The organism is Methylomarinovum tepidoasis (assembly GCF_030294985.1).
Taxonomy (GTDB): domain Bacteria; phylum Pseudomonadota; class Gammaproteobacteria; order Methylococcales; family Methylothermaceae; genus Methylohalobius; species Methylohalobius tepidoasis.
The window spans coordinates 251,971-276,545 of record NZ_AP024718.1; the positions used below are offsets into that span (position 1 = coordinate 251,971).

A 24,575-nucleotide genomic window follows, 5' to 3' on the forward strand; every position below is an offset into this window, starting at 1 on the left:
CTCAGTTGGGCTTGGAAGCCGCCTGCTGCTGGGCCTCTTGCTGCATCTTCTGGGCGTAGATGGCCTCGAAGTTGACCGGCGGCAGCACCATGGGCATGAAACCGCCCTTCAAGGACAGGTCGGACACCACCTCACGGGCGTAGGGAAACAGCACGTTGGGACAGTAGATGCCAAGCAGCGGCCCCATTTCCTCCTGGGCGAATCCCTGGATGGCGAAGATGCCCGCCTGGGCCACTTCCACCAGATAGGCGGTCTTGTCGCCCAGCTTGACGGTGACTGTCACCGTCAGCACCACCTCGAACAAATTTTCCTCCGCCAGCGGCGCAGCGCTGCTGGAGAGGTTGAACTCCACCTCAGGCTCCCATTTCGCCCGGAAGATATCCGGGGAGTTGGGGGTCTCGAAGGAAACGTCCTTGACGTAGATTTTCTGGATCGCAAACTGTTTTTCTTCCGCCATGTAAAATCCTTATTCGCCTTGTTTCGATTTGACCACCGGCAGACCGCCCTCTTCCCAGGCCGTCATACCCCCTTTCATCAGATAGACTTTGGGAAAACCGGCGGCGACCAGCTTCCTGCAGGCCGTGATCGCCCGGTTTCCGGACTGGCAGGTGACGATGACCGGCCGCTCCCGGTATGGGTCCAGTTCTCCCAGTTTCTTGTCCAGATCCCCCACGGGGATCAGCACCGCATCGGCCACGTGCCCCTTGACCCACTCGTGAGGCTCGCGCACGTCGAGAACCACGGCGTCTTCATCGTTGATCAGCAGCACCGCCTGTAGCGGGGTGATCACCTGATACTTGCGCAGCAGACTCTCGACCAGATCCCGGATCAGCAGCACCATCACCACCACGAAAGCGATAACCAGGTACAGATGATTCCCGACGAATTCAAACAGCCGTTCCAAGGTTATTCCGTCCATGTCGTTGTCCGTTTCTCTGTGTCAGTCAATCGATATTGGTGGACCCGTCGTGCTGGCAAAAGACGTCCCGGATCATCTCGATCAGCTTCAGGGTGCGCTGATCGTCGATGCGATAGAAGACGCGATTGGCCCGCTTGTCGAAGGTCAAAAGCCCTTTGTCCCGTAAGACGGCAAGGTGCTGGGAAACGTTGCTCTGAGTCGTCCCCACCTGCGCGACGATCTCCTGCACGCTGGCCGGCCCGCGCCCTAGGATGCATAAGATTTTCAGCCGCAAGGGATGCGACATCGCCTTCAGGCATTTGGCCGCCTTGGCGATGTCCTCCTCCCCGGCGATCAGCGTTTCACTCATTAAAGCCCTCGCGCGCTTCCCCCCCGCTGGGATCGGCGGTTTTCAACACGAATCGGGTATTATAACGATTTCCCCATCCCTGCCCCAGCCAAACCGTGATCGTCCGTCGCCTCCTCCCGGCCCTGCTGGCCCTGTCGCTGCATCCTCCCGGCGGGTGGAGCAAAACGTCCGCCCCGTCGATCCCCGCCCAACGGCTCACCCGGGAAATCCGGCACCTGGCCGACGAGCAGCGCCAGGCGGAAACCGAACTGGCCCGAGCCGAAAAGCAAATCGCCCGGCTCAACCACCGCCTCGGCGAGCTGGAACAGGAACGCCACCGACTGCAACGACGACAACGGCAGCTGCACCGGGAACTGGAAACCCTGCACCAAAAGCTCCGCGACCGGCGCCGCCGGCTGGCAGCCCAGATTCGCGCCGCTTACCTGCTCCAGCGCCACGGCGGCCTGCCGCTGCTTTTCAGCGACCGCAGCCCCGGCGAGATCCAACGACTGCTGGTCTATTACCGCCATCTGACCCAGGCTCAGGCCACCGGCCTGCGACAGCTGCAGACCCAACTGCGCCGCTTGCAGACCCTGGAGGCGCGCAACCGGCGGCTCCTCGCCCGCCTGGAGACGCTGGCGGGCGAACGCCGGGAAACCCTGGCCGCCCTGAAACGACAGCAACAGGCGCGCCGCCAGGCACTCACCGCGCTGCAGCGGCAACTTGCCGACCGCCGCGCCCGCTTGCGCAAGCTCAAGGCGGACCAGAACCGGCTGCAACACCTGGTGCGCTCGGTCAGCCGGACAGCAGAGGCTTCCGCACCCAAGACGGATTTTCTTCATCGCAAGGGCAAGCTGCCGTGGCCGGTCGCCGGCAGACTGGCCGTCCGCTTCGGCGCCAGACGCGGCAGCGGCCGCTGGGAGGGCGTGATCCTGAAAGCGCCTTCAGGCACTCCGGTAAAGGCGGTCCACGCCGGCAAGGTCATCTTCGCCGGCTGGATGCCGGGCTACGGCAACCTGCTGATCATCCGCCACGATCACGGCTTTCTGACGCTGTACGGTTTCACCCGCGAGCTGTACAAGCAAGCCGGCGACCGCGTCGAGGCCGGGGAAACAATCGCCACCGTGGGCAACAGCGGCGGGCGCACCCGTCCCGGCCTCTATTTCTCCATCCGCCGCGGCAGCCGGCCCGTCGATCCGGAACGCTGGTGCCACGGCGCCAGACACGGGCGGAGAGGCTGAAGACGGGGAAAATGTGTCATACTAACAGGCGGTTGAAAACGCCTCTGTCAGGTCTTTCAACCTCGCCAAGAATTCGAATGAAGGAAGCATCGATGCGTAGTACCAAAAGCAACCTGTTCCTGCTGGCCCTGGGCACCTTCCTGGGCATCCTGTTGGGTACCTGCGGCAGCGTTCTGGCCGAGCGCGGCGCCCGCCAGGCCGATACCATCCCCTTCACCGAACTTAGGACCTTCACGGAAGTCTTCAGCCGCATCGAAAGCGACTACGTGGAGCCGGTGGAAGATAAAACGCTGCTGGAGAACGCCATCCGCGGCATGCTCTCAGGGCTCGACCCCCATTCGGCCTATCTGAGCCCGGACGAGTACAAGGAGCTGCGCATCGGCACCACCGGCCAGTTCGGCGGCCTCGGCATCGAAGTGGGCATGGAGAACGGCTTCATCAAGGTCATCTCCCCCATCGACGACACCCCGGCGCAACGGGCCGGCATCAAGGCGGGCGACCTGATCATCCGCCTCGACGACAAGCCGGTCAAGGGCATGACCCTGCAGGAGGCGGTCAAGATCATGCGCGGCAAGCCCGGCACCAAGATCACCCTGACCATCGTCCGCGAAGGGGTGGACAAACCGCTCAAGATCACCCTCACCCGGGCGGTCATCAAGATCAAGAGCGTCAAACACAAACTGCTGCAGCCCGGCTACGGTTACGTGCGCATCACCAGCTTCCAGTCCCGCACCGGGGAACAGCTGCACAAGGCGATCGCCGAGCTGAAAAAGGAGGGGGCGCTCAAAGGGCTGATCCTCGATCTGCGCAACAATCCCGGCGGGGTACTGAACGCCGCGGTGGCAGTCAGCGATGCCTTCCTGGAATCGGGCAAGATCGTCTATACCGACGGCCGGATCGAAGAAGCCAAGATGGAGTTCAAGGCCACCCCGGGCGATCTCATCAAGGACGTGCCGATGGTGGTGCTGATCAACGCCGGTTCGGCCTCGGCTTCGGAAATCGTCGCCGGCGCCCTGCAGGACCATCACCGCGCCATCGTCATGGGACAGAAATCCTTCGGCAAGGGCTCGGTGCAGACCATTCTACCGCTGAGCAACGGCGGTGCCATCAAGCTCACCACGGCGCGTTACTATACCCCGTCGGGACGATCGATCCAGGCCGAAGGCATCGTGCCCGACATCGTTCTGGGCATCGTGCGCCTGGAGCCGGTCAAAGAGGCGGAGGAGTTCAAACCGATCACCGAAGCCAGCCTGAGCCGTCACCTGGAAAACGGCGCCCGGAAGGAAAAGCAGGAAAAGGACGGCCGCAAGGAAAGCGAGGCCCTGCTCAGGGACTACTACCTGCACGAGGCCCTGAACGTCCTCAAGGGCATCAACATCGCCAGGGAAGCCGGCAGGCGGTAACGCAAAAGGGGGGCGATGTCGCCCCCTTTTTTCCGGCCAGGAACCGGATCGGTATACACCGATCCGGTTTTTTATTTTCAGGCCGACAGCCGTCGCTGCTGCATCAGTCCCGGCCCGTCGGCGGCCGGCTGGTATTTCACCGAGAAGGTTTCGAAAGCCTTCAGGGCGTCCTCGAGGGATTCCGGACCCCGGTATTCGAAGGCGTTGACGCCGACCCGGGCCAGATAGAACATCTGGTCGTAGAGGAAATCGCCGCCGACCCGGATCTCCCCCGTGAAGCCGTAGCGCTGCCGCAGCAGACAGGCGATGGAAAAGGCCCGGCCGTCGGCGAAACGCGGCAGCTCCAGCATCACCATCTGGATCCGGGGCAGATCCGGGGCCAGCACGCCGAGTTCCTCCGGCGCCTGGCAGTCGAGACGCACCCCAACCTCGCCCTCGCGCTGCAGCAGCGATTCCCGTTCCACCAGCCAGCGGCTGAAGGGGACGGTCACCTTGCCGTTGGGGGGCACCACCTCGTCGCTCAGATGCACCCAGGCGTCTTCGATGATCTGCCGGTCCTTAATGATTCGCATAGACACGCTCCTTGAACGGGGTCACGCCCACGCGGCGCACGGTGGCCAGAAACGGCTCGTCCTCCAAGCGCAGATCCACGTAGGTCTTGATGAGGGTTTCCACGGTGTCGGCCACCTGATCCTTGGCCACCGCCGGCCCCAGGCGCTCGCCGAGGCTGGCGTCATCGGCCGACGAACCGCCGAGGGTGATCTGATACCACTCCTCGCCTTTCTTGTCGACGCCGAGAATGCCGATGTGGCCGACGCTGTGGTGCCCGCAACCGTTCATGCAGCCGGACAGGTTGACGCGGATATCGCCCAGATCGTAGAGGTAGTCGAGATCCTCGAAGCGCCGATAGATATCCCCGGCCACCGAAATCGAGCTGGCATTGGCCAGGGCGCAGTAGTCCAGCCCCGGACAGCAGATCATGTCGGTGAGCTTGCCGATATTGGGGGTGGCGAGGTCGATCTCCTTGAGCGCCTGCCACAATTCGAACAGATCGGTCTGGCGGACGTCGGCGAAGACCAGATTCTGGGTGTGGGTGGTGCGGGTGACGCCGAAGCTGTAGCGCTCGCACAGATCGGCCACCCGCTCCAGCTGCTCGGAAGTCAGGTCCCCGGGAGCCACCCCGGGCGGCTTGAGGGACAGGAACACCACCCGGTAACCGGGTACTTTGTGCGCTACGGTGTTGTGAGCGTACCAGGCGGAAAATTCCGCCTGCCGGCTGCGCTCGTCTTCCCAGGTCTTTTCCGCCGCGTCGGGATCGTATTGCGGCCTGACGAAGCGGGCTTGATACCAGGCGATGATGTCCTCTTCCAGGGGAAAGGTGCCTTGGATTGCTTGCCATTCCTTCTCCACCGCCTCACGGAAGGCCTCGACCCCCATTTCCTTGACCAGGATCTTGATCCGGGCCTTGAACTTGTTGTCGCGGCGACCGTGGAGATTGTAGACCCGCAGGATGGCCTCCAGATAGGTGAGCAGATCCCGCTTGGGCAGGAACCGCCGGATCACCTTGCCGATGATGGGAGTGCGCCCCAGACCGCCGCCGACGATGACTTCGAAGCCCACCTCACCCACCGCGTTCCTGACCAGGCGCAGGCCGATGTCGTGGACCCGCACCGCCGCCCGGTCACTGGGGGCGCCAGTGACGGCGATCTTGAACTTGCGGGGCAGAAAGGCGAATTCCGGATGCAGGGTAGACCACTGGCGGATGATTTCGCAATAGGGGCGCGGGTCCTCGACCTCGTCGGCGCAGACCCCGGCGAGGGGATCGGAGGTGGTGTTGCGGATACAGTTGCCGCTGGTCTGGATCGCGTGCATCTGGACGCTGGCCAGATCTTCGAGAATCGCCGGCACCTCCTCGACCTTGGGCCAGTTGAGCTGGATGTTCTGGCGGGTGGTGAAGTGGACGTAACCCTTGTCATAAGTACGGGCGATATGGGCGATCATGCGCAGCTGCCGGGCCGCCAGATGGCCGTAGGGCACGGCGATGCGCAGCATCGGCGCATGGCGCTGGATGTAGAGACCGTTCTGCAGCCGCAGGGGCAGATATTGTTCTTCGGTCAGCTTGCCTTCGAAATAGCGGCGGGTCTGGTCGCGGAACTGGGCTGCCCGCTCGTCGACCAGACGCTGATCGTGTTCGTCGTAAGTGTACATGGTTTGGCTGTCCCGCAATCCTGACTGGGACACTCGATTATGCGCGGCTTCGTTATGAAAAAAAACACTGGAAACGGGATATTTCCAAAACGAATCGTAATAACATCCGCTTTGGACTTCCGCCGGGCAGCTAAAATTGCCTATGATATACGGCTTGTTGCGCTTGCGTTCAATTCGTCACCGAACGAAAAAATCCTAACACGTTGAAGGGGGATCCACCTTGATCAGGTTCATACTCGCACTCATCACCCTGCTGGCGGTGCCCGGCATCGCCGCCGCCTCCCAGTGGGAAACCCTGAACATGGTCGCCACCGAACGCGGCCTTTACTGCGTGCTCATCTTCGTCATCGCCTACGTGCTGGTGATGGCGGAAGAGTTCACCGAACTGAAAAAATCCAAACCGGTCATCATCGCCGCCATCATCATCTGGGGGGAAGTGGCCTACATGGCCGCCACCCAGGGACCGGAAAGGGTCGAACAACTGGACGGCGCCATCGTCCACCATCTGGCGGAATATGCGGAGCTGATGCTGTTCCTGCTGGTGGCCATGACCTACATCAACGCCATGGCCGACCGCAACGTCTTCGAGCGTCTGCGTTCCTGGCTGCTGAGCCGCAACTTCGGCTACCGCAAGCTGTTCTGGATCACTGGCGTCATCACCTTTTTCCTGTCCGCGGTGGCCGACAACCTGACCTCGGCGCTGCTGATCGGCGCGGTGGTGCTGGCGGTGGGCAAGGACAACCCCCGCTTCGTCGCCCTGGGGCTCATCAACCTGGTGATCGCCGCCAACGCCGGGGGGGCTTTCAGTCCTTTCGGTGACATCACCACCCTGATGGTATGGCAGGCGGAGAAAGCCACCTTCTTCCAGTTCTTCGAACTGTTCATTCCCTCGGTGGTCAACTATCTCGTTCCGGCCATCGCCATGAGCCTGGCGGTTCCCGACAAGATGCCGGAACAGTCCACCAGCGGGCTGGTGCCCCTGAAGATCGGCGCCTACACCGTCTGCGGCCTGTTCGGCGTCACCATCGCCCTGGCCGTCAGTTTCCACCAGTTTCTCCACCTGCCGCCTTTCATGGGAATGATGCTGGGCTGGGGCATCCTGGCCATCTACGGCTACTGGATCAAGTTCCAGGAACACGATCTTCTTCACGAGCAGCGTTTCGACATTTTCGACATGGTCCGGGATGCCGAATGGGACACCCTGCTGTTCTTCTTCGGCGTCATCTTCTGCGTCGCCGGCCTCGACCACATCGGCTACATGGATCTGGTGGCGGAATGGATGTACGGCGATCTGGGACCGACCGTGGCCAACATTCTGGTCGGTTTCCTGTCCGCCATCGTCGACAACATCCCGGTGATGTTCGCGGTGCTGACCATGGATCCGGAGATGGATCTCTATCAGTGGCTGCTGGTGACCCTGACCGCCGGCGTCGGCGGCTCGATGCTGTCGATCGGCTCTGCCGCCGGGGTGGCGCTGATGGGGATCTCGAAGGGCAAATACACCTTCTTCTCCCATCTGCGCTGGAGCCCGGCGATCATGGCCGGCTATTTCGCCAGCATCGCGGTCCATTACTGGCTCAACGCCCCGTAACCGCTTTCGCAGAAAACCGCCACGAACCCCGGCCAAGCGCCGGGGTTTTTCATGCCAGCCAGCGGCGGAAACGTAGCAGTACCAGCAGGCCCGGCAGCGCGATCAGGGCGCAGAAGAGGAAAAACCCCGGCCATCCCAGCCATTCGGCCAAAAGCCCCGTGGGGGCGGCGACGATCACCCGGGGAATCCCCATCAGGCTCGACAGCAAGGCGTACTGGGTCGCAGTGAAACGGCGGTCGGTCTGACTGGCCATGAAGGCGACGAAGGCGGCGGTTCCCAGTCCGGCCGACAGGTTCTCGAAGGTCACCACCCCCATCAGCCCGATCAGATCGCGCCCCCACCAGGCCAACAGGGCGAAACCGGCGGTGGACAGCGCCTGCAGTACCCCGAAGCCCCATAGGGAGGCGTACAGGCCCAGACGCAGGATCAGCACGCCGCCGATCAGGCCACCGGCGATGGTGGCCCAGAAGCCGAACAGCTTGACCACCGCCCCGATCTCGGTCTTGCTGAATCCCAGATCGAGATAGAAGGGCATGGTCATGTGGCTGGCCATGGTGTCGCCGATCTTGTAGAGCAGGATGAAGGCCAGGATCCAGACCGCATCGTCACGGCGGAAGAACGCCAGGAAAGGCTGAACCACCGCCTCCGCCAGGGTCCTGGGGGCACCGTGGACGCTCTGCGGCTCACGGGCCCACAGCGTGATCACGGCCCCGGTCGCCATCAGCAGACCGCACAGGGCGTAGACTTGGCGGAAACCGATGAAATCGGCCAGGATCAGCCCGCCGCCGGACGTGAGCAGCATTCCCAGACGATAACCGTTGACGTACAACGAAGCCCCCAGCCCCTGTTCCAGATCGGCAAGAGACTCGCGCCGGTAGGCGTCGATGAGGATGTCCTGGCTCGCCGACAGGAAAGCGACCAGCAGGGCGACCAGCACCACTCCCCAGGGCGCATGGGCCGGATCCACCCACCCCAATCCTGCGATGGCCCCGGCCAGGCTCAGCTGCACCAGCAACAGCCAGCCCCGCCGCCGCCCCAACAGCGGCAGGGCGTAGCGGTCGAACAGCGGTGCCCACAGGAACTTGCCGGTATAAGGCAGGCCCACCAGGGCGAACAGGCCGATGGTGGCCAGATCGACCGCGGACTCGCGCATCCACGCCTGCAGCAGGGAACCGGTGAGCAACAGCGGCAGGCCGCTGTAGAAGCCCATGAAAAAGGCCACCACCATGCGGCGGCTCCACAGCACCCGCCAGGGACGGGACTCAGAAGGGGTAGTCATAATCGATGATCAGGGGCGCGTGATCGGAAAAACGCTGTTCCTTGTAGATCTCCACCCGCCGGATCCTGTCCTTCAGGGAAGGGGAGACGATCTGATAGTCGATACGCCAACCCACGTTCTTCTCCCAGGCCCGGCCCCGGTTGGACCACCAGGTGTACTGGTCCGGTTCCTGGTTGAGGACACGGAAGGCGTCCACCCAACCCTCCTGTTCCAGGACCCGGTCCATCCAAGCCCGCTCCTCGGGCAGGAAACCGGAGCGGTTCTGATTGGCGCGCCAGTTCTTGATGTCGATCTTCTTGTGGGCGATGTTGAAGTCGCCACAGAAAATGTAATCGCGGCCGCTGCGGGCGCATTGGCGCAGGAATTCGAGAAACCGTTCCAGAAAACGGAACTTGAACGCCTGCCGTGCCTCCCCGGAAGTGCCGGAGGGAACGTAGACCGAAGCCACGCTCAGGCGTCCGAAGCGGCCTTCCAGATAGCGTCCCTCCACATCCATCTCGGGCCAGCCGAAACCGTAGATGACCTCGTCCGGTTCCTTACGGGCATAAAGGGCCACGCCACCGTAGCCCTTCTTGTTCCGGGCCGGATAGTAATGACAGTGGAACCCCTCGGGCCAGAAGACCGGATCCTGCAGCTGCGGCAGCTGGGCCTTGATCTCCTGGAGGCAGACCAGATCGGCGTTCTGCCCGGCCAGCCAGGTGAAGAAGCCCTTCCGGGCCGCCGCCCGGATGCCGTTGACGTTCAAGGTGATGACGCGCATGGACGCTCCCGGGAAGTGGACAAAGTCACCATATCATCTATAGTTAAAAACACCTAAATCCTGACATATCAGCCCCGGAAACCCAAATATGGCGACAGCGACGGCAACGCCCCCACTCCTCAGCGGCCTGGCCCGGTGTCTGGTCGATGCCGGGCTGCTGACCGAAGAAGCGGCCGGCCAACACCAGGAACAGGCACGCAGGCAGCAGATCCCGTTGAGCGCCTATCTGGTCGCCAACAAGGTCCTCGCGCCGCTGGAAATCGCCCGTACCGCCTCCCAACAGTTCGGGGTCCCCCTGTTCGATCTGAACGCCATGGACATGGCACAGGCCCCGATCGATCTGGTGAGCGACAAGCTGATCCAGAAACACCACGTGTTGCCTCTGTTCCGGCGCGGCAGCCACCTGTTCGTGGCCGTTTCGGACCCGACCAATTTCCAGGGACTGGACGAGATCAAGTTCCACACCGGTCTCAATACCGAAACCGTGGTGGTGGAGGAGGACAAGCTCGCCAAGGCCATCGACGTCGCCCTGGAAGCGGCCGACAGCAGCATGCAGGAGCTCCTCGACGAGGATCTCGACAACCTCCAGGTCACCAGTGAAGAGGAAGAAACCGCCGCGGCCAGCGTCAGCGAATCCGACCTGGAAGACGCCCCCATCGTCCGCTTCGTCAACAAGGTCCTGCTGGATTCCATCAAGAAGGGAGCCTCCGACATCCACCTGGAACCCTACGAAAAGAACTTCCGCATCCGCCTGCGCATCGACGGCATTCTGCACGAGGTCGCCTCCCCCCCTCCCTCCCTGGCGACCCGCATCATCTCCCGCATCAAGGTGATGTCGCGCATGGACATCGCCGAACGCCGCCTGCCCCAGGACGGGCGCATCAAGATGAAGCTGTCGCGCAACAAGGCTATCGATTTCCGTGTCAACACCTGCCCCACGTTGTTCGGGGAGAAGGTGGTGCTGCGTCTCTTGGACCCCACCAGCGCCCAGATCGGCATCGACAAGCTGGGCTTCGAGCCGGAACAGCAGGAACTGTTCCTCAAGGCCATCCACAAACCCTACGGCATGATCCTGGTCACCGGCCCCACCGGCAGCGGCAAGACGGTGACCCTCTACACCGCCCTCAACATCCTCAACACCCCGGACCGCAACATTTCCACCGCCGAAGACCCGGTGGAAATCACCGTCCCCGGCATCAATCAGGTCAACGTCCACCCCAAGGCCGGTCTGACCTTCGCCGAGGCCCTGCGCGCCTTCCTGCGCCAGGACCCGGACATCATCATGGTGGGGGAAATCCGCGACCTGGAAACCGCCGAAATCGCCGTCAAGGCGGCTCAGACCGGCCACATGGTGCTCTCCACCCTGCACACCAACGACGCCCCCCAGACCCTGAACCGCCTGGCCCAGATGGGGGTACCGCCGTTCAACATCGCCTCGTCGATCAACCTGATCCTGGCCCAGCGGCTGGCCCGGCGCCTGTGCGAATACTGCAAGCAGGAAGCCCAACTCCCGCCAGAGGTCTTGGTCAAGGCGGGATTCCGGGAGGACGAGCTGGACGATCTGATTCTCTTCGGCGCCAACCCGGAAGGCTGCGACCACTGCACCAAGGGTTACAAAGGCCGGGTGGGCATCTACCAGGTCATGCCCATCTCCGCCCCGATCCAACGGCTGATCCTCGAAGGTGCCAACGCCATGCAGCTCGCCGATCAGGCCCGTCAGGAAGGGATCAACGACCTGCGCGCTTCGGGCCTCAACAAAGTCCGTGAGGGGATCACCACCCTGGAAGAAATCGACCGTGTGACACAGGAATAAGCCATGGCAGCCAAAGCAGCAGAGAAGGAAACCCTGGAAATCTTCACCTGGGAGGGGCTCGACAGAAACGGCAAGCGCGTCAAGGGCGAGCAGCCCGGCAAGAGCGAAACCCTGGTCAAAGCCCAGCTGCGCCAGCAAGGCATCAAGCCGGTCAGGGTCAGGAAGAAACCCAAACCCCTGTTCGGCACCCGCAAGAAGAAGATCACCACCAAGGACATCGCCGTCTTCAGCCGCCAGCTGGCCACCATGCTCGCCGCCGGGGTGCCGCTGGTGCAGGCGTTCGACATCGTCGGCCGCGGCCATGAGAATCCCGGCATGCAGGAACTGCTGCTGGGGATCAAGGCCGACATCGAGGCCGGCAGCACCCTGACCGAAGCCCTGAGAAAACACCCCCTCTACTTCGACGAGCTGTTCTGCAACCTGGTGGAAGCCGGGGAACGGGCCGGGGTGCTGGAAACCCTGCTGGACAAGATCGCCACCTACAAGGAAAAGACCGAATCCCTCAAGGCCAAGGTGAAAAAGGCCCTGACCTATCCCGCCGCGGTGGTGGTGGTCGCCTGCATCGTCACCGCCATCCTGCTGATCTTCGTGGTGCCGCAGTTCGAGGAGCTGTTCAAGGGCTTCGGCGCCGATCTTCCCGCCTTCACCCAGCTGGTGATCGAAATGTCCCGCTTCATGCAGGCCAACTGGTACTATCTGCTCGGGGCCCTGGTCGCCGCCATCTTCGGTTTCAACTACGTCTACAAGCGCTCCCAGACCTTCCGCCATTTCCTGGACCGGATGTTCCTGAGAATCCCCATCATCGGCCCGCAGATCCTGCACAAGTCCGCCATCGCCCGCTTCGCTCGCACCCTAGCCACCATGTCGGCCGCCGGCGTGCCGTTGGTGGAGGCGCTGGAGTCGGTGGCCGGGGCCGCCGGCAACGCCGTCTACAGCGACGCCATCCTGGAGATCCGCGAGCAGGTCGCCACCGGCCAGCAGCTGCAACAGGCGATGCGCCAGACCAATCTGTTCCCCCACATGGTGGTGCAGATGGTCGCCATCGGGGAGGAATCCGGCTCCATCGACAGCATGCTGTCGAAAGTGGCTGACTTTTACGAAGAAGAAGTGGACAATGCCGTCGACAACCTCAGCAGCCTGATGGAACCGATGATCATGGCCTTCCTCGGCATCGTCGTCGGCGGCCTGGTGGTCGCCATGTATCTGCCGATCTTCAAACTGGGATCCGTCGTCTGATGCTGGCGCTGCTGCAGCAGGTTCCGGCCCTGTTCTACGGCGCCGTCTTCGTTCTCGGCCTGCTGGCGGGCAGTTTCCTCAACGTGGTCATCCACCGCCTGCCGGTGATGCTGGAGCGCCGCTGGCGTCAGGAATGCCGGGCCTTTCTCGGCCTCCAGGAAGAGCCGGTCACGGAGCGCTTCGATCTGGTCCAGCCGGCTTCCCGTTGCCCCCACTGCGGCCATCCGATCCGTGCCTGGGAGAACATCCCCCTGCTCAGCTGGCTGCTGCTGCGGGGCCGTTGCAGCCAGTGCCGGGCACCGATCTCCCTGCGTTATCCCGTGGTCGAGTTGTTGACCGCCCTGCTGTCGCTGGCGGTCGCCTGGCGTTTCGGCGTCTCGCCCCAGACGCTGTGGGGGCTGGCGCTGACCTGGAATCTCGTCGCCCTCAGCGCCATCGACATCGACCACCAGCTGCTCCCCGACGCCATCACCCTGCCCCTGTTGTGGCTGGGGCTGCTGCTCAACGTCGCCGGCCTGTTCACCGATCTGCGTTCGGCGGTCATCGGCGCTGCGGCCGGTTATCTGATCCTGTGGAGCGTGTATCAGGTCTTCCGCCTGCTCACGGGCAAGGAGGGCATGGGGTACGGGGACTTCAAACTGCTCGCCGTCTTCGGCGCCTGGCTCGGCTGGCAGATGCTGCCCCTGATCATCCTGATCTCCTCCCTGGTGGGCGCGATCACCGGCATCGCCCTGATCCTGCTGTTGGAGCGGGACCGCGGCCAGCCCATCCCCTTCGGCCCCTATCTGGCGGTGGCCGGCTGGGTCGCCCTGCTCTGGGGCCGGGAATTGACCCAGTGGTATCTGCGCCTGACCGGCATCGCCTGAATGCTGAAGATCGGCCTGACCGGCGGCATCGGCAGCGGCAAGAGCACCGTGGCCCGGCTGTTTCAACGTCACGGCGTTCCTGTCATCGACACCGACGAGATCGCCCGCGACCTGGTGCGGCCGGGCCGTCCGGCCCTGCGCGCCCTGGTCGATGCCTTCGGCCCCGACATCCTGACCGCAGACGGTGAACTGGACCGGGCCCGCCTACGCGAGATCGCCTTCAACGATCCTGCCGCCAAGGCCCGCCTGGAGGCCATCCTCCACCCCCGCATCTTCTCGGAACTGGAACGCCGCCTGCAGGCGCTCGAAGCCCCTTATGTCATCATCGCCATCCCCCTGCTGGTGGAGACCGGCGCTTGGGGGCGGGTCGATCGGGTTCTGGTGGTGGACTGCCCCGAAGCCCTCCAGATAGAACGGGTCAGACGCCGCGACGGCTGGGACGAGGCGCTGATCCGCCGGGTTCTGGCCAGCCAGGCCGGCCGCCTCGAAAGGCTGGCGGTCGCCGACGACGTCATCGTCAACGACCGGGATCTGGCCCATCTGGCGCGCCAGGTGGCGGAACTCCACCGTCTGTATCTGCGTCTCAGCGGAACGGACGATCCCTGAAGACATGCTGCAGACCCCGCCCCTGAGCCTGTACGTCCACCTGCCCTGGTGCGTGCGCAAATGCCCCTACTGCGACTTCAATTCCCACCCGGTAGCCGGGAAATTGCCGGAGCGCGCCTATGTCGAGGCCCTGCTGGCCGATCTGGACCAGGATCTTGAAACCCTCGAGGTACGGCCGCTGATCGCCATCTTCTTCGGCGGCGGCACCCCCAGCCTGTTCTCCCCGGAAGCCTTCTCCCGCCTGCTGGCGGGCATCCGGGCCCGGCTGCCCTGGGCCGACGACATCGAGATCACCCTCGAGGCCAACCCCGGCACGGTGGAAAGTACCAAATTCGAGGCTTTCCGGGCGCTCGGCGTCAACCGGCTGTCGCTGGGCGTCCAGTCCTTCCAGGACGACAAACTCCAGCGCCTGGGACGGATTCACACGGCCGCAGAGGCCGTCCAGGCGGTGGAGACCGCCCGGCGGGCCGGCTTCGAACGCATCAACCTCGATCTGATGTTCGGCCTCCCCGGACAGACGCCGGCCGACGCGCGCCACGACCTCGACACCGCCCTCGCCCTGGAACCGGCTCACCTGTCGTGGTATCAGCTGACCCTGGAACCCAACACCCTGTTCGCCAAACATCCCCCGCCGCTGCCCGACGACGACCGCCTGTGGACGATCCAGACGGCCGGCCTGGAGCGTCTGGCCCGGGCGGGCTTCGAGCGCTACGAGATTTCAGCCTACGCCCGCCCGGGCCGGCGCTGCCGCCACAACCTCAACTACTGGCGCTTCGGCGACTATCTCGGCATCGGCGCCGGGGCCCACGCCAAGCTGACCTTCGCCGCCGAAAACCGGATCGTCCGCAGCCATAAGATCCGTCACCCGTGGCATTACCTGGAGAAGGCCGGGACGCCCACCCGCCTCGGCGGCCACCAGGACATCGCCCCCGCCGAGCGGCCGCTGGAGTTTCTGATGAACGCCCTGCGGCTGCGGGAGGGCTTTTACCGCGGCGAATTCGAAGCCCGCACCGGCCTGCCCTTCTCCCACCTGGAGCCGGCACTGGCCCCCCTGCTGGAACAGGGCCTGCTCGAGGGCGATGGCGACACGCTCCGCTGCAGCGACACCGGCTGGAATTTTCTCGATACCGTGCTGGCCCGTCTCACCACCTGAGCGATACGCGGTAAGATAGGCGCTCATCAACCCGATTCTCGTCACCGATGTACCCCTATCAACGCCAATTCATCGAGTTCGCCATCCAAGCCGGCGCCCTGCGCTTCGGCCGCTTCCAGCTCAAATCGGGCCGGATCAGCCCCTATTTCTTCAACGCCGGCCTGTTCAACAGCGGTAAGCGCCTGCGCCGGCTCGGCGGTTTCTACGCCGACGCCCTGGAAAACAGCCCCTTGAGCTGCGACATGCTGTACGGACCGGCCTACAAGGGCATTCCCCTCGCCTGCGCCACCGCCATCGCCCTCGCCGAACGTTACGACAAGGATTACCCTTACGCCTTCAACCGCAAGGAGGCCAAGGACCACGGCGAAGGCGGGCTGATCGTCGGGGCCCCGCTGCAGGGCCGGGTATTGATCGTCGACGACGTCATCACCGCCGGCACCTCGGTGCGCGAATCGGTGGAAATCATCCGCCGGGCCGGCGCCGAACCCTGCGGCGTGCTGATCGCCCTCGACCGGGAGGAGCGGACCGACGACGGCCTGTCCGCCATCGCCGCCATCGAACGGGATTACGGCCTGCCGGTGCAGGCCATCGTCACCATGGGCGACGTCATCGCCTGGCTGGCCGAAAGCGGGCGTTTCCAGGCGGAGCTGGAAGCCATCCGCGCTTACCGCCGCGACTACGGCGCTTGATCGGCCGCAGGAAACGGCTACGCTTAAAGTATGCATCGTATCGCCCTGCTCGTCCTCGGCATCGTGTTGGCCGCACCCGCCTTCGGTGGAAAAGACGGCGCCAGGCTCTACCGTTGGGTGGACGCGAACGGCAAGGTCCACTATTCCGATACGATCCCGGCGGAAGCGGCCCGCCAGCGGCGCATCATCTACGACAAGCAGCAGCTGCGCAAACTCGAGGTCGTCGACAGACCCAAAACCCCCGAGGAGCTGGCCCGCGAGGCCCGCCTCGCCCGGCTGCGCCAAGAGGAAAAGCGGCTGCTGGAGGAACAGCTGGCCCGCGACCGCGCCCTGCTGCGCACCTATCGCAGCGAGGAGGACCTGCAGCTCGCACGGCAAGGACAGCTGAACACCATCGACGCCCGCATCCGGGTCCTGAAGACCAACCGCAAGCGCCTCGCCGCCCTGTTGCAGCAGAAGATCCACAAAGCGGCACAAATAGAACGCGACGGCCGCAAGGTTCCCAAGGCGCTGGCCGGGGAAATCGCGGCGATCCGGCAGCAGATCCGCCTGACGGAGGAAAAGATCGCCAGCGAGAGAAAAAGCCGCGAAACCCTGGAACGCAAGTTCACCCAGGCTCTGGAACGCTTCCGCCGCCTGCGCCGGCACTTCCAGGCCGCCGCGGTGGCCACCACCCGTCCTGACAGCCAGCCTTCGGCCAGGCAGCGGATCATCCTCAGCGTCGCTTCCTGCCGCCCCCGCATCGACTGCGAGCGGGCCTGGCAGCTGGCACGCATCTACGTGCAGACCCACGCCACCACGCCCATCTTCATCGACAGCCCCACCCTCATCCACACCCAGGATCCCCGCCAGGACGACGACATCTCCCTGACCGTCGCCCGTATCCGCGGCGAGAAAAAGGACACGCTGTTTCTGGACGTGCGCTGCAAACTCTCCAGCGTCGGCCAGGCACTGTGCCACAGCGACAAGGTCAGACAGCTGCGGGCGGAATTTCCGCCCTTCATCGAAGCGGGCCTAAGCCTTGCCTCCCAGCAGGGTGCCGATGCCCCGGTCGGTGAAAAGTTCCAGTAGCACCGCGTGCTCGATCCGGCCGTCGATGATGTGGACGCTGCGCACGCCGCCGGCGATGGCGTCCAGGGCGCAGCGGATCTTGGGAATCATGCCGCCGGAAATGGTGCCGTCGGCGATCAGCCTCTCCACCTCCGCGGCGGTCAGACCTGTCAGCAGTTCTCCGTCCTTGCCCAGCACCCCGCGGGTGTTGGTCAACAGGATCAGCTTTTCCGCCTGCAGCACCTGTGCGATCTTGCCCGCCACCAGATCGGCGTTGATGTTGTAGGACACCCCGTCCTCCCCGACCCCGATGGGAGCGATGACCGGAATGAAATCGCCGTGGACGAGCATGTCCACCACGGCAGGGTCGATGCGCTCCACCTCGCCGACGTGCCCCAGGTCGATGATCTCCGAAGCCTCCGCCACGGGATCTTTCGGTCTCAGCACGATCTTGCGGGCCCGGATCAGGCCGCCGTCCTTGCCGGTCAGGCCCACGGCATGGCCGCCGTGCTGGTTGAGCAGATTGACGATTTCCTTGTTGACCAGGCCGCCGAGGACCATTTCCACCACGTCCATGGTCTCCCGGTCGGTCACCCGCATACCCTCGACGAAACGGCTGGTCTTGCCCAGGCGTTCCAGCAGGCGGCCGATCTGCGGGCCGCCGCCGTGCACCACCACCGGATTGATACCCACCAGCTTCAGCAGCACCACATCGCGGGCGAAGCTGTGCTTGAGGCTATCGTCCACCATCGCGTTGCCACCGTACTTGATGACGAGGGTCTTGCCCCGGAAACGGCGGATGTAGGGCAAGGCTTCGATCAGAACGTGGGCGATCTGATCGGCGTAGCGTTCGGACAACGGTTTCTGGCTTTCCATTCACTTTTCTCCCTGGTCAAATGGCAACGGCAACGCCAGCTCGAGGGTTTCGAACCAGTCCCGGAACCGTCCCTGGATGCGTTCCAGCGCCGCGGTATCGTCGGCCTCGAAACGGAATTGCAGCGCCGGGCGGGCGTAGGCCGCCCGTACCGCCCCCCAGCCTGTGGCGAAATCGATGCGCACCCCGAAACCGGCATCGACCTTGGCATCGTCGAAGAACCTGTCCGCCGTCTGCTGGAGTAGTTTCAACGTGCGCTCGGTTTCCTCCAGCGATTCCAAAGGGGTCTCCAGATAAGGGGTGACGACGCTCTGGGGCAGTCCGGCGAAGAGCTCGTCCGAGGTCAGGGGATCGGCCGAGAGCACCTCCACCAGCCGGGCGGCGCCATAGATGGCGTCGTCGCTGCCGATCCAGCGTTCCCGGAACCACAGATGGCCGCTGAAGCTGCCCCCCAGCGCCGCCCCGGTTTCCTGCAGTTTGGCCTGCAGCTGGCACGGCAAAGGCAATGCCGTCACCGGCCGGCCGCCGTGCTGGACCACGTAGCGGGAAGCATGGCGGCTGCACTCGGTGTCGAATACGATGTCGCTCCCCGGCTCCCGCGACAGCACGTCCCCCGCCAGCAACATCAGCACCCGGTCGGCGGGCACCCAGCGTCCCTGGGCGTCGACCACCGCCAGGCGGTCGCCGTCGGCGTCGAACGCCAGGCCCAGTTCGGCCTCGCCGTCGGCCGCCACCCGCCGCCCCAGGGCTGTGAGCGCGTCCTGCCGGGCCGGGTCGAACAGCCCCTCGCTGTGGATTTCCTCCACCTCGCACCCCAGGGTGCGCAGCAGGGCAGTCACCGTCTCGCCGACGGTACCGACACCGCGATCGACGATGACCTTGAGCGGCCGGCCGAGCTGGACGTCGTCCATTACCGTGCCGATGTAGTCGGCCAAAAGGTCGCGGTTTTCCACCTGCCCCATCCCGCTGGCGAACCGTCCTTGCGCCAGACGCTGCCGCAGTTCCAAAAGACGCTTGCCGGACCAGGCCTCCCCGGCGATGGTCAGCTTGAGGCCGCCGTATTCCAGCGGGCAGCTCCCGCCCGTGACCACTAGGCCGGAGCGGACGTTGAGGTAATGGCAACCGAAGTGGACCAGGGGGGCGGGAACGGCGCCGAGATCGATGACGTCCCGACCGCTGGCGCACAACCCCTCGACAAGCGCGGCGGCCAACGCCTCGCTGCCCTCGCGCCGGTCCCGCCCCACCACCACGGCCTGCTCGCCCTGGGCCTGGATTTCGGTGCCGATCGCCTGGCCGAGGGCCTGAAACACCTCCACCGGCAGTTCCGCAAGCGGCGCCCTGAGGTCGCAGGGTTGGAAAACGCGCTTTGCGGGAACCTGGATGGTCGTCTCGGACACCTCCACATCCCCGGATCCGGTACTGTCCGCACTCACCTTCACAGCACCGGAATCGGTTCGGGTTTTTCGCTCGACCTCCCGACGTAACGCCTCGTCCTCCTCCTTGAGTTCCGCACGGTCCACAGGAGGCGACAAAAGCAGCAACCGGTCAATCAACGGTTGCAGTTCTTTCGCTTTGAGCGGATAAAATTCCTGCCTTCTCCCCAACCGCCAATCATCGAGGAAGCGCAGCAGCATGGCCACGTCCGCCTGCAACGACCGGCTGATCCGGCGCCATCCGAAATATCCAGTCAACACGATGACCGCCACTGCCGCCGCCCACAAGACCAGCGCGTAAACAGGCCCCGAATCCTTCCCAACCGGCCAATAGACGATCTCCCATTCCGTTCCTGGCACCTGAATCCTGCCCTCCGGCGTCATACCTTTGAGCGCAGCATCGCCACGAAACGCCAGCATCGCCTTGCCCTGCATCAGGGCGTAGGCGCCAGTGGGGGGCGGTGTCAGATCGCGCTGTAGCCATTTCGGGTCCAGCGCCACCAGCAGCACCGCCAGCGCCTGGTCGCCGCTGCGGATCGCGCGGGCGAGAGCCAAATGCCGCTGAGGGGAGCCGAGACCGTGCATCGCCAATGGCGGCGCGGCGCTCACGGCCCGTTGGGCCAGGTCCAGATCGGCGAAACTGAGCACGCCCTGGCCGACATCGGTGCCTACGGGAAGCAGACGCACCCACAAGGCGTCCGGGAGCATCCGTTGCAACCGGGCTTCGATGGCGTCCCAGGGCTGCCCGGCCAGCTCGGTTTCCCAGCGGGGATCGCGCGCCAGGGCATCGACCAGCTGCTGCGTCCCCTCGGCCCGGGCGCCGATCTGGGCGGCGACCGCCTTGGCGTAGGCGGCCCAGTGCGATGCCTGGTCTTCCTGGGCCTGACGCCAGGAGAAGAAATACACCCCGCCCACCGTCAGCGTCAGCGCCAGCACGGCGACGATGAGAAGGACAATCAACCAGCGTGCCAGACCCATGGTCAATGCCGCCCGGTATGCCCGAAACCGCCACTGCCCCGCCGGCTGGGCGTGAACTCGGTCACGGTTTCGAACGCCACCTGCACCACCGGCACGAACACCATCTGGGCGATGCGCTCTCCCACCTCGATGGTGAAAGGCTCGGAACCCCGATTCCAGCATGACACCATCACTTCGCCCTGATAGTCGGAATCGATCAGCCCCACGAGATTGCCGAGAACGATGCCGTGCCTGTGGCCGAGGCCGGAACGGGGCAGCAACACCGCCGCCAGGGAGGGATCGCCGATGTGAATGGCCAGGCCGGTGGGGATCAGGGTGGTTTCCCCGGGCGCCAGGGTCAGCGGCGCCTGCAGGCAGGCTCTCAGATCCAGTCCGGCCGCCCCCTCGGTGGCGTAGTGCGGCAGGGGAATCTCCCGGCCCAGACGGTCATCGAGAATCTTCAGTTCGATTTTCTTGTCCATAACGTTCGCCGATCAAGGTTATCAGTCGCCGGGCCAGCGCCTTCTTGGAGGCCGTACCCAAATCCCGTTCCCCGCCGGGCCAAAACACCCACAGGGTGTTGTCGTCCCGGTCGAATCCCTGGCCGGGACCGACCGGGTTGGCGGCGATCAGGTCCAATCCCTTGCGCGCCAGCTTGTCCCGGGCGTATTCCCGCACCCGTTCGGTTTCGGCGGCGAAACCGACAGTGAAAGGGCGCGGCCGATGGGTGGCGACGGCGGCCAGGATGTCCGGGGTCCGGACCAGCTCCAGCTGCAGCCGGTCGCGGTGCTTCTTGAGCTTCTGCCCCGCTACCGTCACCGGGGCGTAGTCGGCCACCGCCGCCGCGCCGATGAAAACGTCGCAGTCGGCCACCCGCGCCATCACCTGTTCATACATCTGCGCCGCGCTTTCCACCGCCACCACCGCGACACCGGCCGGTGAGGGCAGAGACACCGGACCGCTCACCAGCACCACCTCGGCCCCGGCTTCCCGGGCGGCCTGGGCCAGGGCGTAGCCCATCTTGCCGGAGCTGCGGTTGCTGAGGAAACGCACCGGATCGATGGCCTCTCGGGTCGGGCCGGCGGTGATCAGCACCCGCCGCCCCGCCAGCGGCCCGCCCCGCCAACAGGCTTCGAGGTGTTCGAAAATCTCAGCCGGCTCCAGCATCCGTCCCGGCCCTGCCTCGCCACAGGCCTGAGCACCCTCGGCCGGTCCCCAGATGTCGACGCCCCGCTGCCGCAGCACGGCGACGTTTTCCCGGGTCGCCGGATGCTGCCACATGACCCGGTTCATCGCCGGCGCCACGGCGACGGGCGCTTCGGTCGCCAGGCACAGAGTGGTCAAAAGATCATCGGCCATGCCTATTCTGAGTCTAGCCAGAAAATCGGCGCTCGCCGGGGCGATCACCACCTGTTCGGCCCAGCGCGCCAGTTCGATATGCCCCATGGCCGCCTCCGCCCGGGGGTCGAACAAGCCGGTCCGCACCGGCCGGCCCGACAGAGCTTGCAGGGTCAACGGCGTGATGAAGCGGGTGGCGGCCTCGGTCATCACCACCTGGACCTCGGCGCCGGCCCGCCGCAGCAGGCGCACCAGCTCGGCGGTTTTGTAGGCGGCGATGCCGCCGGTGATACCGAGCAGAATCCGGCGCCGGGACAGTGTTCGAAATTCCATCTATGCTTGCAGACTATGAAAACGATTCGCGACTGGCCCGAGGGCAAGCGCCCCCGGGAGAAACTGCTGCAACGCGGGCCCCAGGCCCTGTCCGACGCCGAGCTGCTGGCGATTTTCCTGCGCACCGGCATCCCGGGCAAGACCGCCGTGGACCTGGCCCGCGAACTTTTGGCCCGCTTCGGCTCCCTGCGCGCCCTGCTGCAGGCCGACGCCAAGACCTTCACCGCCTGCAAGGGACTGGGCAGCGCCAAATACGTGCAACTGCAGGCGGCGCTGGAGATGGCCCGCCGTCATCTGTACGAGAGCCTGCAGCGGGGCAAAGCCCTGACCTCGCCCCAGGTGACCCGCGCCTTTCTGGTGCGCCAGCTGCGCGATCAGCCCTACGAGGTCTTCGCCGCCCTGTTTCTCGACACCCGCCACCGCCTGATCGCCTACGAACCGCTGTTCCGCGGCACCATCGACGGGGCCAGCGTCCATCCCCGCGAGGTGGCGCGCCGCGCCCTGGAACTGAACGCCGCCGCCGTCATCTTCGCCCACAACCACCCCTCCGGCGACCCCAGCCCCAGCGGTGCCGACCGCCAGATCACCGCCCGTCTGGTGCAGGCGCTGGGGCTGTTCGACATCCGCGTGCTCGACCACGTCGTGGTCGGCGACGGGGAAACCTTTTCCTTCGCCGAACACGGCTGGCTTTAGCCCTCCCCCAGCAGACGCCGCTGGGCCTCGCGGTACTTCTCCGCGGTCTTGGCGATGATCTCCGGCGGCAGCCGGGGGGCCGGGGGCCGTTTGTTCCAACCGATGGATTCGACGTAATCGCGCACGAACTGCTTGTCGAAGCTCGGCGGGCTGACGCCGACCCGGTACCGCTCCGCCGGCCAGAAACGGGAAGAATCCGGCGTCAGGGCCTCGTCGATCCAATACAGCTCGCCTTTCTCGTCGAGGCCGAACTCGAACTTGGTGTCGGCGATGATGATGCCGCGCTCCAAGGCGTAGGCGGCCGCCTCGGTGTAGATCCGCAAACTGACCTGGCGCACTTTTTCGGCCGTTTCCCGGCCCAGCAGTTCGACGGTGCGCTCGAAGTCGATGTTCTCGTCGTGGGTGCCGATCTCGGCCTTGGTGGAAGGGGTGTAGATGGGCTCGGGCAGTTTCTCGGCCAGGCGCAGCCCCGGCGGCAGTTCGATGCCGCAGACCCCGCCGGTGCGCTGATAATCCTTCCAGCCGGAACCGATCAGGTAGCCGCGCACGATGGCCTCCACCGGCAGCGGCTTCAGGCGGCGCGCCACCACCGCCCGGGTTTCCACCTGGTCGCGCTCTGCCGCGTCCGGGAGAATGTCCGCCAGCGGCACGTCGAGCAGATGGTTGGGGATCAGGTGCGACAGGCGCTGGAACCAGAAGCTGGACACCGCCGTCAGCACCTGCCCCTTGCCGGGGATCGGATCGGGGAACACCACGTCGAAAGCGGACAGCCGGTCGGTGGTGACGATCAGCAGGCGCTCGGCGTCGATGGCGTAGATGTCGCGGACCTTGCCGCGACCCAGCAGCTCGAGGGACCGGAGATTGGATTCGAACAGGGTCTCGGGGGGCATGGGCGTTTTTTCCTGGTCGGGCAAACGTGTCATAATGCTGATTTTACTGGAGATTGCAAGCACCAATGAGCTGGTTAGGCAAAGTCTTGGGCGGCACCTTCGGCTTCATGCTCGGCGGTCCCCTGGGCGCGCTGCTGGGCGCCGCCGTCGGCCATCAGTTCGACCGCGGCCTGGGCGAGTTCCAATCCCTGCCGCGCATGGACGCAGGACAACAGGAACGCATCCAGATGGCCTTCTTCACCGCCACCTTCTCGGTCATGGGCCACCTGGCCAAGGCCGACGGCCGCGTCACCGAGGAGGAGATCGCCGTCGCCCGTCAGATCATGGACCGCATGGACCTGCCGCCGCATTTGCGGGAAACCGCCATCCGCCTGTTCCGCGAGGGCAAGTCGCCGAACTTTCCCCTCGACGCCACCCTCGACCAGTTCCGCCAGGAAGTGGGGCGGCGCGCGTCGCTGATCCGCCTGTTTCTGGAGATCCAGCTCCAGGCTGCCTACGCCGACGGCCGTCTCCATCCCACCGAGGAGCGCCTGCTGCTGCACATCTGCCAGCGGCTGGGCTTCTCCCGCTTCGAGTTTCAGGCCCTGCGCGCCTTCATCGAAGCCCAGCTGCGTTTCACCCAGGCTTACGCCCAGCATCAGTACCAGCAGCGCCACGGTCACCGTCCGCCCCCCCGGCGCCAGCAGCCCAGTCTGAGCGATGCCTACGCCCTGCTCGGCGTCTCTCCCGATGCCAGCGACGCCGAAATCAAAAAAGCCTACCGCCGCCTCATGAGCCAGCATCATCCCGACAAGCTGGTGGCCAAGGGCCTGCCGGAGGAGATGGTCAGGATCGCCACCGAAAAAACCCAGAAGATCCGCGAAGCCTACGAGATCATCCGCAACCATCGGCAACACCGTTGAGCTGTGCTAGATT

24 protein-coding genes are annotated in these 24,575 nt (G+C 64.8%); 12 read left to right on the plus strand and 12 right to left on the minus strand.

Translation table 11 applies throughout. From position 1 onward, the window contains the following. Window position 1 precedes the first annotated feature (1 nt). Genes secB through MIN45_RS01265 form a run of 3 tightly spaced genes read right to left on the minus strand, consistent with a single transcriptional unit; the run spans window position 2 to window position 1,268 of the window. Entirely contained in the window at window positions 2–457 is a 456-nt protein-coding gene (gene secB, locus MIN45_RS01255) for a protein-export chaperone SecB (protein WP_286292851.1), read from the minus strand. 9 nt (window positions 458–466) lie between these two features. Next, window positions 467–919 carry a rhodanese-like domain-containing protein gene (locus tag MIN45_RS01260; protein WP_286292852.1) on the minus strand — a complete coding sequence of 151 codons (453 nt, stop codon included), beginning with the start codon at window positions 917–919 and terminating at the stop codon, window positions 467–469. A gap of 25 nt (window positions 920–944) precedes the next feature. Continuing rightward, entirely contained in the window at window positions 945–1,268 is a 324-nt protein-coding gene (locus tag MIN45_RS01265; protein WP_286292853.1) for an ArsR/SmtB family transcription factor, read from the minus strand. Between the two features lie 95 nt (window positions 1,269–1,363). Between MIN45_RS01265 and MIN45_RS01270 the strand changes: the two genes are divergently transcribed. Then, entirely contained in the window at window positions 1,364–2,488 is a 1,125-nt protein-coding gene (locus tag MIN45_RS01270; RefSeq protein WP_286292854.1) for a murein hydrolase activator EnvC family protein, read from the plus strand. A gap of 92 nt (window positions 2,489–2,580) precedes the next feature. Further along, the gene (locus MIN45_RS01275; RefSeq protein ID WP_286292855.1) at window positions 2,581–3,891 is read left to right on the plus strand and encodes a S41 family peptidase; all 1,311 of its coding nucleotides are present in this window, start codon (window positions 2,581–2,583) and stop codon (window positions 3,889–3,891) included. A gap of 77 nt (window positions 3,892–3,968) precedes the next feature. Here the strand turns inward: MIN45_RS01275 and MIN45_RS01280 are convergent, their stop codons facing one another. Continuing rightward, window positions 3,969–4,463: a DUF934 domain-containing protein gene (locus MIN45_RS01280; protein WP_286292856.1), complete on the minus strand. Its 495-nt coding sequence runs from the start codon at window positions 4,461–4,463 to the stop codon at window positions 3,969–3,971. Further along, entirely contained in the window at window positions 4,450–6,099 is a 1,650-nt protein-coding gene (locus MIN45_RS01285) for a nitrite/sulfite reductase (RefSeq protein ID WP_286292857.1), read from the minus strand. The genes MIN45_RS01280 and MIN45_RS01285 overlap by 14 nt, the downstream gene beginning before the upstream one ends. Window positions 6,100–6,319: 220 nt before the next feature. Between MIN45_RS01285 and nhaD the strand changes: the two genes are divergently transcribed. Next, a complete protein-coding gene (gene nhaD / locus MIN45_RS01290) occupies window positions 6,320–7,690 on the plus strand; it encodes a sodium:proton antiporter NhaD (protein WP_286292858.1) in 1,371 nt (456 codons plus the stop codon). A gap of 49 nt (window positions 7,691–7,739) precedes the next feature. Here nhaD and MIN45_RS01295 read toward each other — a convergent pair whose 3' ends face one another. Further along, window positions 7,740–8,969, minus strand: coding sequence for an AmpG family muropeptide MFS transporter (locus MIN45_RS01295; RefSeq protein ID WP_286292860.1), 1,230 nt, complete (start codon window positions 8,967–8,969; stop codon window positions 7,740–7,742). Further along, window positions 8,953–9,729 carry an exodeoxyribonuclease III gene (locus MIN45_RS01300; RefSeq protein WP_286292862.1) on the minus strand — a complete coding sequence of 259 codons (777 nt, stop codon included), beginning with the start codon at window positions 9,727–9,729 and terminating at the stop codon, window positions 8,953–8,955. The genes MIN45_RS01295 and MIN45_RS01300 overlap by 17 nt, the downstream gene beginning before the upstream one ends. Before the next feature lie 88 nt (window positions 9,730–9,817). On the opposite strand from MIN45_RS01300, the gene pilB reads away from it, so the two are divergent. The 7 genes from pilB to MIN45_RS01335 are packed head-to-tail and all read left to right on the plus strand — an operon-like array spanning window position 9,818 to window position 17,163. Then, window positions 9,818–11,542: a type IV-A pilus assembly ATPase PilB gene (gene pilB, locus MIN45_RS01305; protein ID WP_286292863.1), complete on the plus strand. Its 1,725-nt coding sequence runs from the start codon at window positions 9,818–9,820 to the stop codon at window positions 11,540–11,542. A 3-nt stretch (window positions 11,543–11,545) separates the two neighbouring features. Further along, complete coding sequence (locus MIN45_RS01310; RefSeq protein WP_286292865.1) at window positions 11,546–12,778, plus strand: type II secretion system F family protein; 1,233 nt, start codon at window positions 11,546–11,548, stop codon at window positions 12,776–12,778. Next, complete coding sequence (locus tag MIN45_RS01315; RefSeq protein WP_422732668.1) at window positions 12,778–13,644, plus strand: prepilin peptidase; 867 nt, start codon at window positions 12,778–12,780, stop codon at window positions 13,642–13,644. The genes MIN45_RS01310 and MIN45_RS01315 overlap by 1 nt, the downstream gene beginning before the upstream one ends. Further along, a complete protein-coding gene (coaE, locus tag MIN45_RS01320; RefSeq protein WP_286292866.1) occupies window positions 13,645–14,250 on the plus strand; it encodes a dephospho-CoA kinase in 606 nt (201 codons plus the stop codon). Between the two features lie 4 nt (window positions 14,251–14,254). Further along, window positions 14,255–15,403: a radical SAM family heme chaperone HemW gene (gene hemW, locus MIN45_RS01325; RefSeq protein ID WP_286292867.1), complete on the plus strand. Its 1,149-nt coding sequence runs from the start codon at window positions 14,255–14,257 to the stop codon at window positions 15,401–15,403. Window positions 15,404–15,450: 47 nt separating this feature from the next. Further along, window positions 15,451–16,092: an orotate phosphoribosyltransferase gene (gene pyrE, locus MIN45_RS01330; protein ID WP_286292869.1), complete on the plus strand. Its 642-nt coding sequence runs from the start codon at window positions 15,451–15,453 to the stop codon at window positions 16,090–16,092. Window positions 16,093–16,122: 30 nt separating this feature from the next. Continuing rightward, the gene (locus MIN45_RS01335; RefSeq protein ID WP_286292871.1) at window positions 16,123–17,163 is read left to right on the plus strand and encodes a DUF4124 domain-containing protein; all 1,041 of its coding nucleotides are present in this window, start codon (window positions 16,123–16,125) and stop codon (window positions 17,161–17,163) included. On the opposite strand, the gene argB is transcribed toward MIN45_RS01335, so the two are convergent. Genes argB through coaBC form a run of 4 tightly spaced genes read right to left on the minus strand, consistent with a single transcriptional unit; the run spans window position 17,107 to window position 22,077 of the window. Continuing rightward, window positions 17,107–18,018, minus strand: coding sequence for an acetylglutamate kinase (gene argB, locus MIN45_RS01340; RefSeq protein WP_286292873.1), 912 nt, complete (start codon window positions 18,016–18,018; stop codon window positions 17,107–17,109). The genes MIN45_RS01335 and argB overlap by 57 nt on opposite strands. Continuing rightward, on the minus strand, window positions 18,019–20,427 hold the full coding sequence (locus MIN45_RS01345; protein ID WP_286292874.1) for a phosphomannomutase/phosphoglucomutase: 2,409 nt from the start codon (window positions 20,425–20,427) through the stop codon (window positions 18,019–18,021). A 2-nt stretch (window positions 20,428–20,429) separates the two neighbouring features. Then, complete coding sequence (dut, locus tag MIN45_RS01350; protein WP_286292875.1) at window positions 20,430–20,888, minus strand: dUTP diphosphatase; 459 nt, start codon at window positions 20,886–20,888, stop codon at window positions 20,430–20,432. Continuing rightward, window positions 20,854–22,077, minus strand: coding sequence for a bifunctional phosphopantothenoylcysteine decarboxylase/phosphopantothenate--cysteine ligase CoaBC (coaBC, locus tag MIN45_RS01355; RefSeq protein WP_286292876.1), 1,224 nt, complete (start codon window positions 22,075–22,077; stop codon window positions 20,854–20,856). Before coaBC ends, dut begins: the two co-directional genes overlap by 35 nt. A gap of 15 nt (window positions 22,078–22,092) precedes the next feature. On the opposite strand from coaBC, the gene radC reads away from it, so the two are divergent. Beyond that, on the plus strand, window positions 22,093–22,770 hold the full coding sequence (gene radC, locus MIN45_RS01360; RefSeq protein WP_286292877.1) for a RadC family protein: 678 nt from the start codon (window positions 22,093–22,095) through the stop codon (window positions 22,768–22,770). On the opposite strand, the gene MIN45_RS01365 is transcribed toward radC, so the two are convergent. Continuing rightward, window positions 22,767–23,660 (minus strand): phosphoribosylaminoimidazolesuccinocarboxamide synthase, encoded by an 894-nt coding sequence (locus tag MIN45_RS01365; protein ID WP_286292878.1) that lies wholly within the window; start codon window positions 23,658–23,660, stop codon window positions 22,767–22,769. The two genes, radC and MIN45_RS01365, sit on opposite strands and share 4 nt — an antisense overlap. A gap of 65 nt (window positions 23,661–23,725) precedes the next feature. Between MIN45_RS01365 and djlA the strand changes: the two genes are divergently transcribed. Continuing rightward, window positions 23,726–24,562 (plus strand): co-chaperone DjlA, encoded by an 837-nt coding sequence (gene djlA / locus MIN45_RS01370; RefSeq protein ID WP_286292880.1) that lies wholly within the window; start codon window positions 23,726–23,728, stop codon window positions 24,560–24,562. Window positions 24,563–24,575 lie beyond the last annotated feature (13 nt).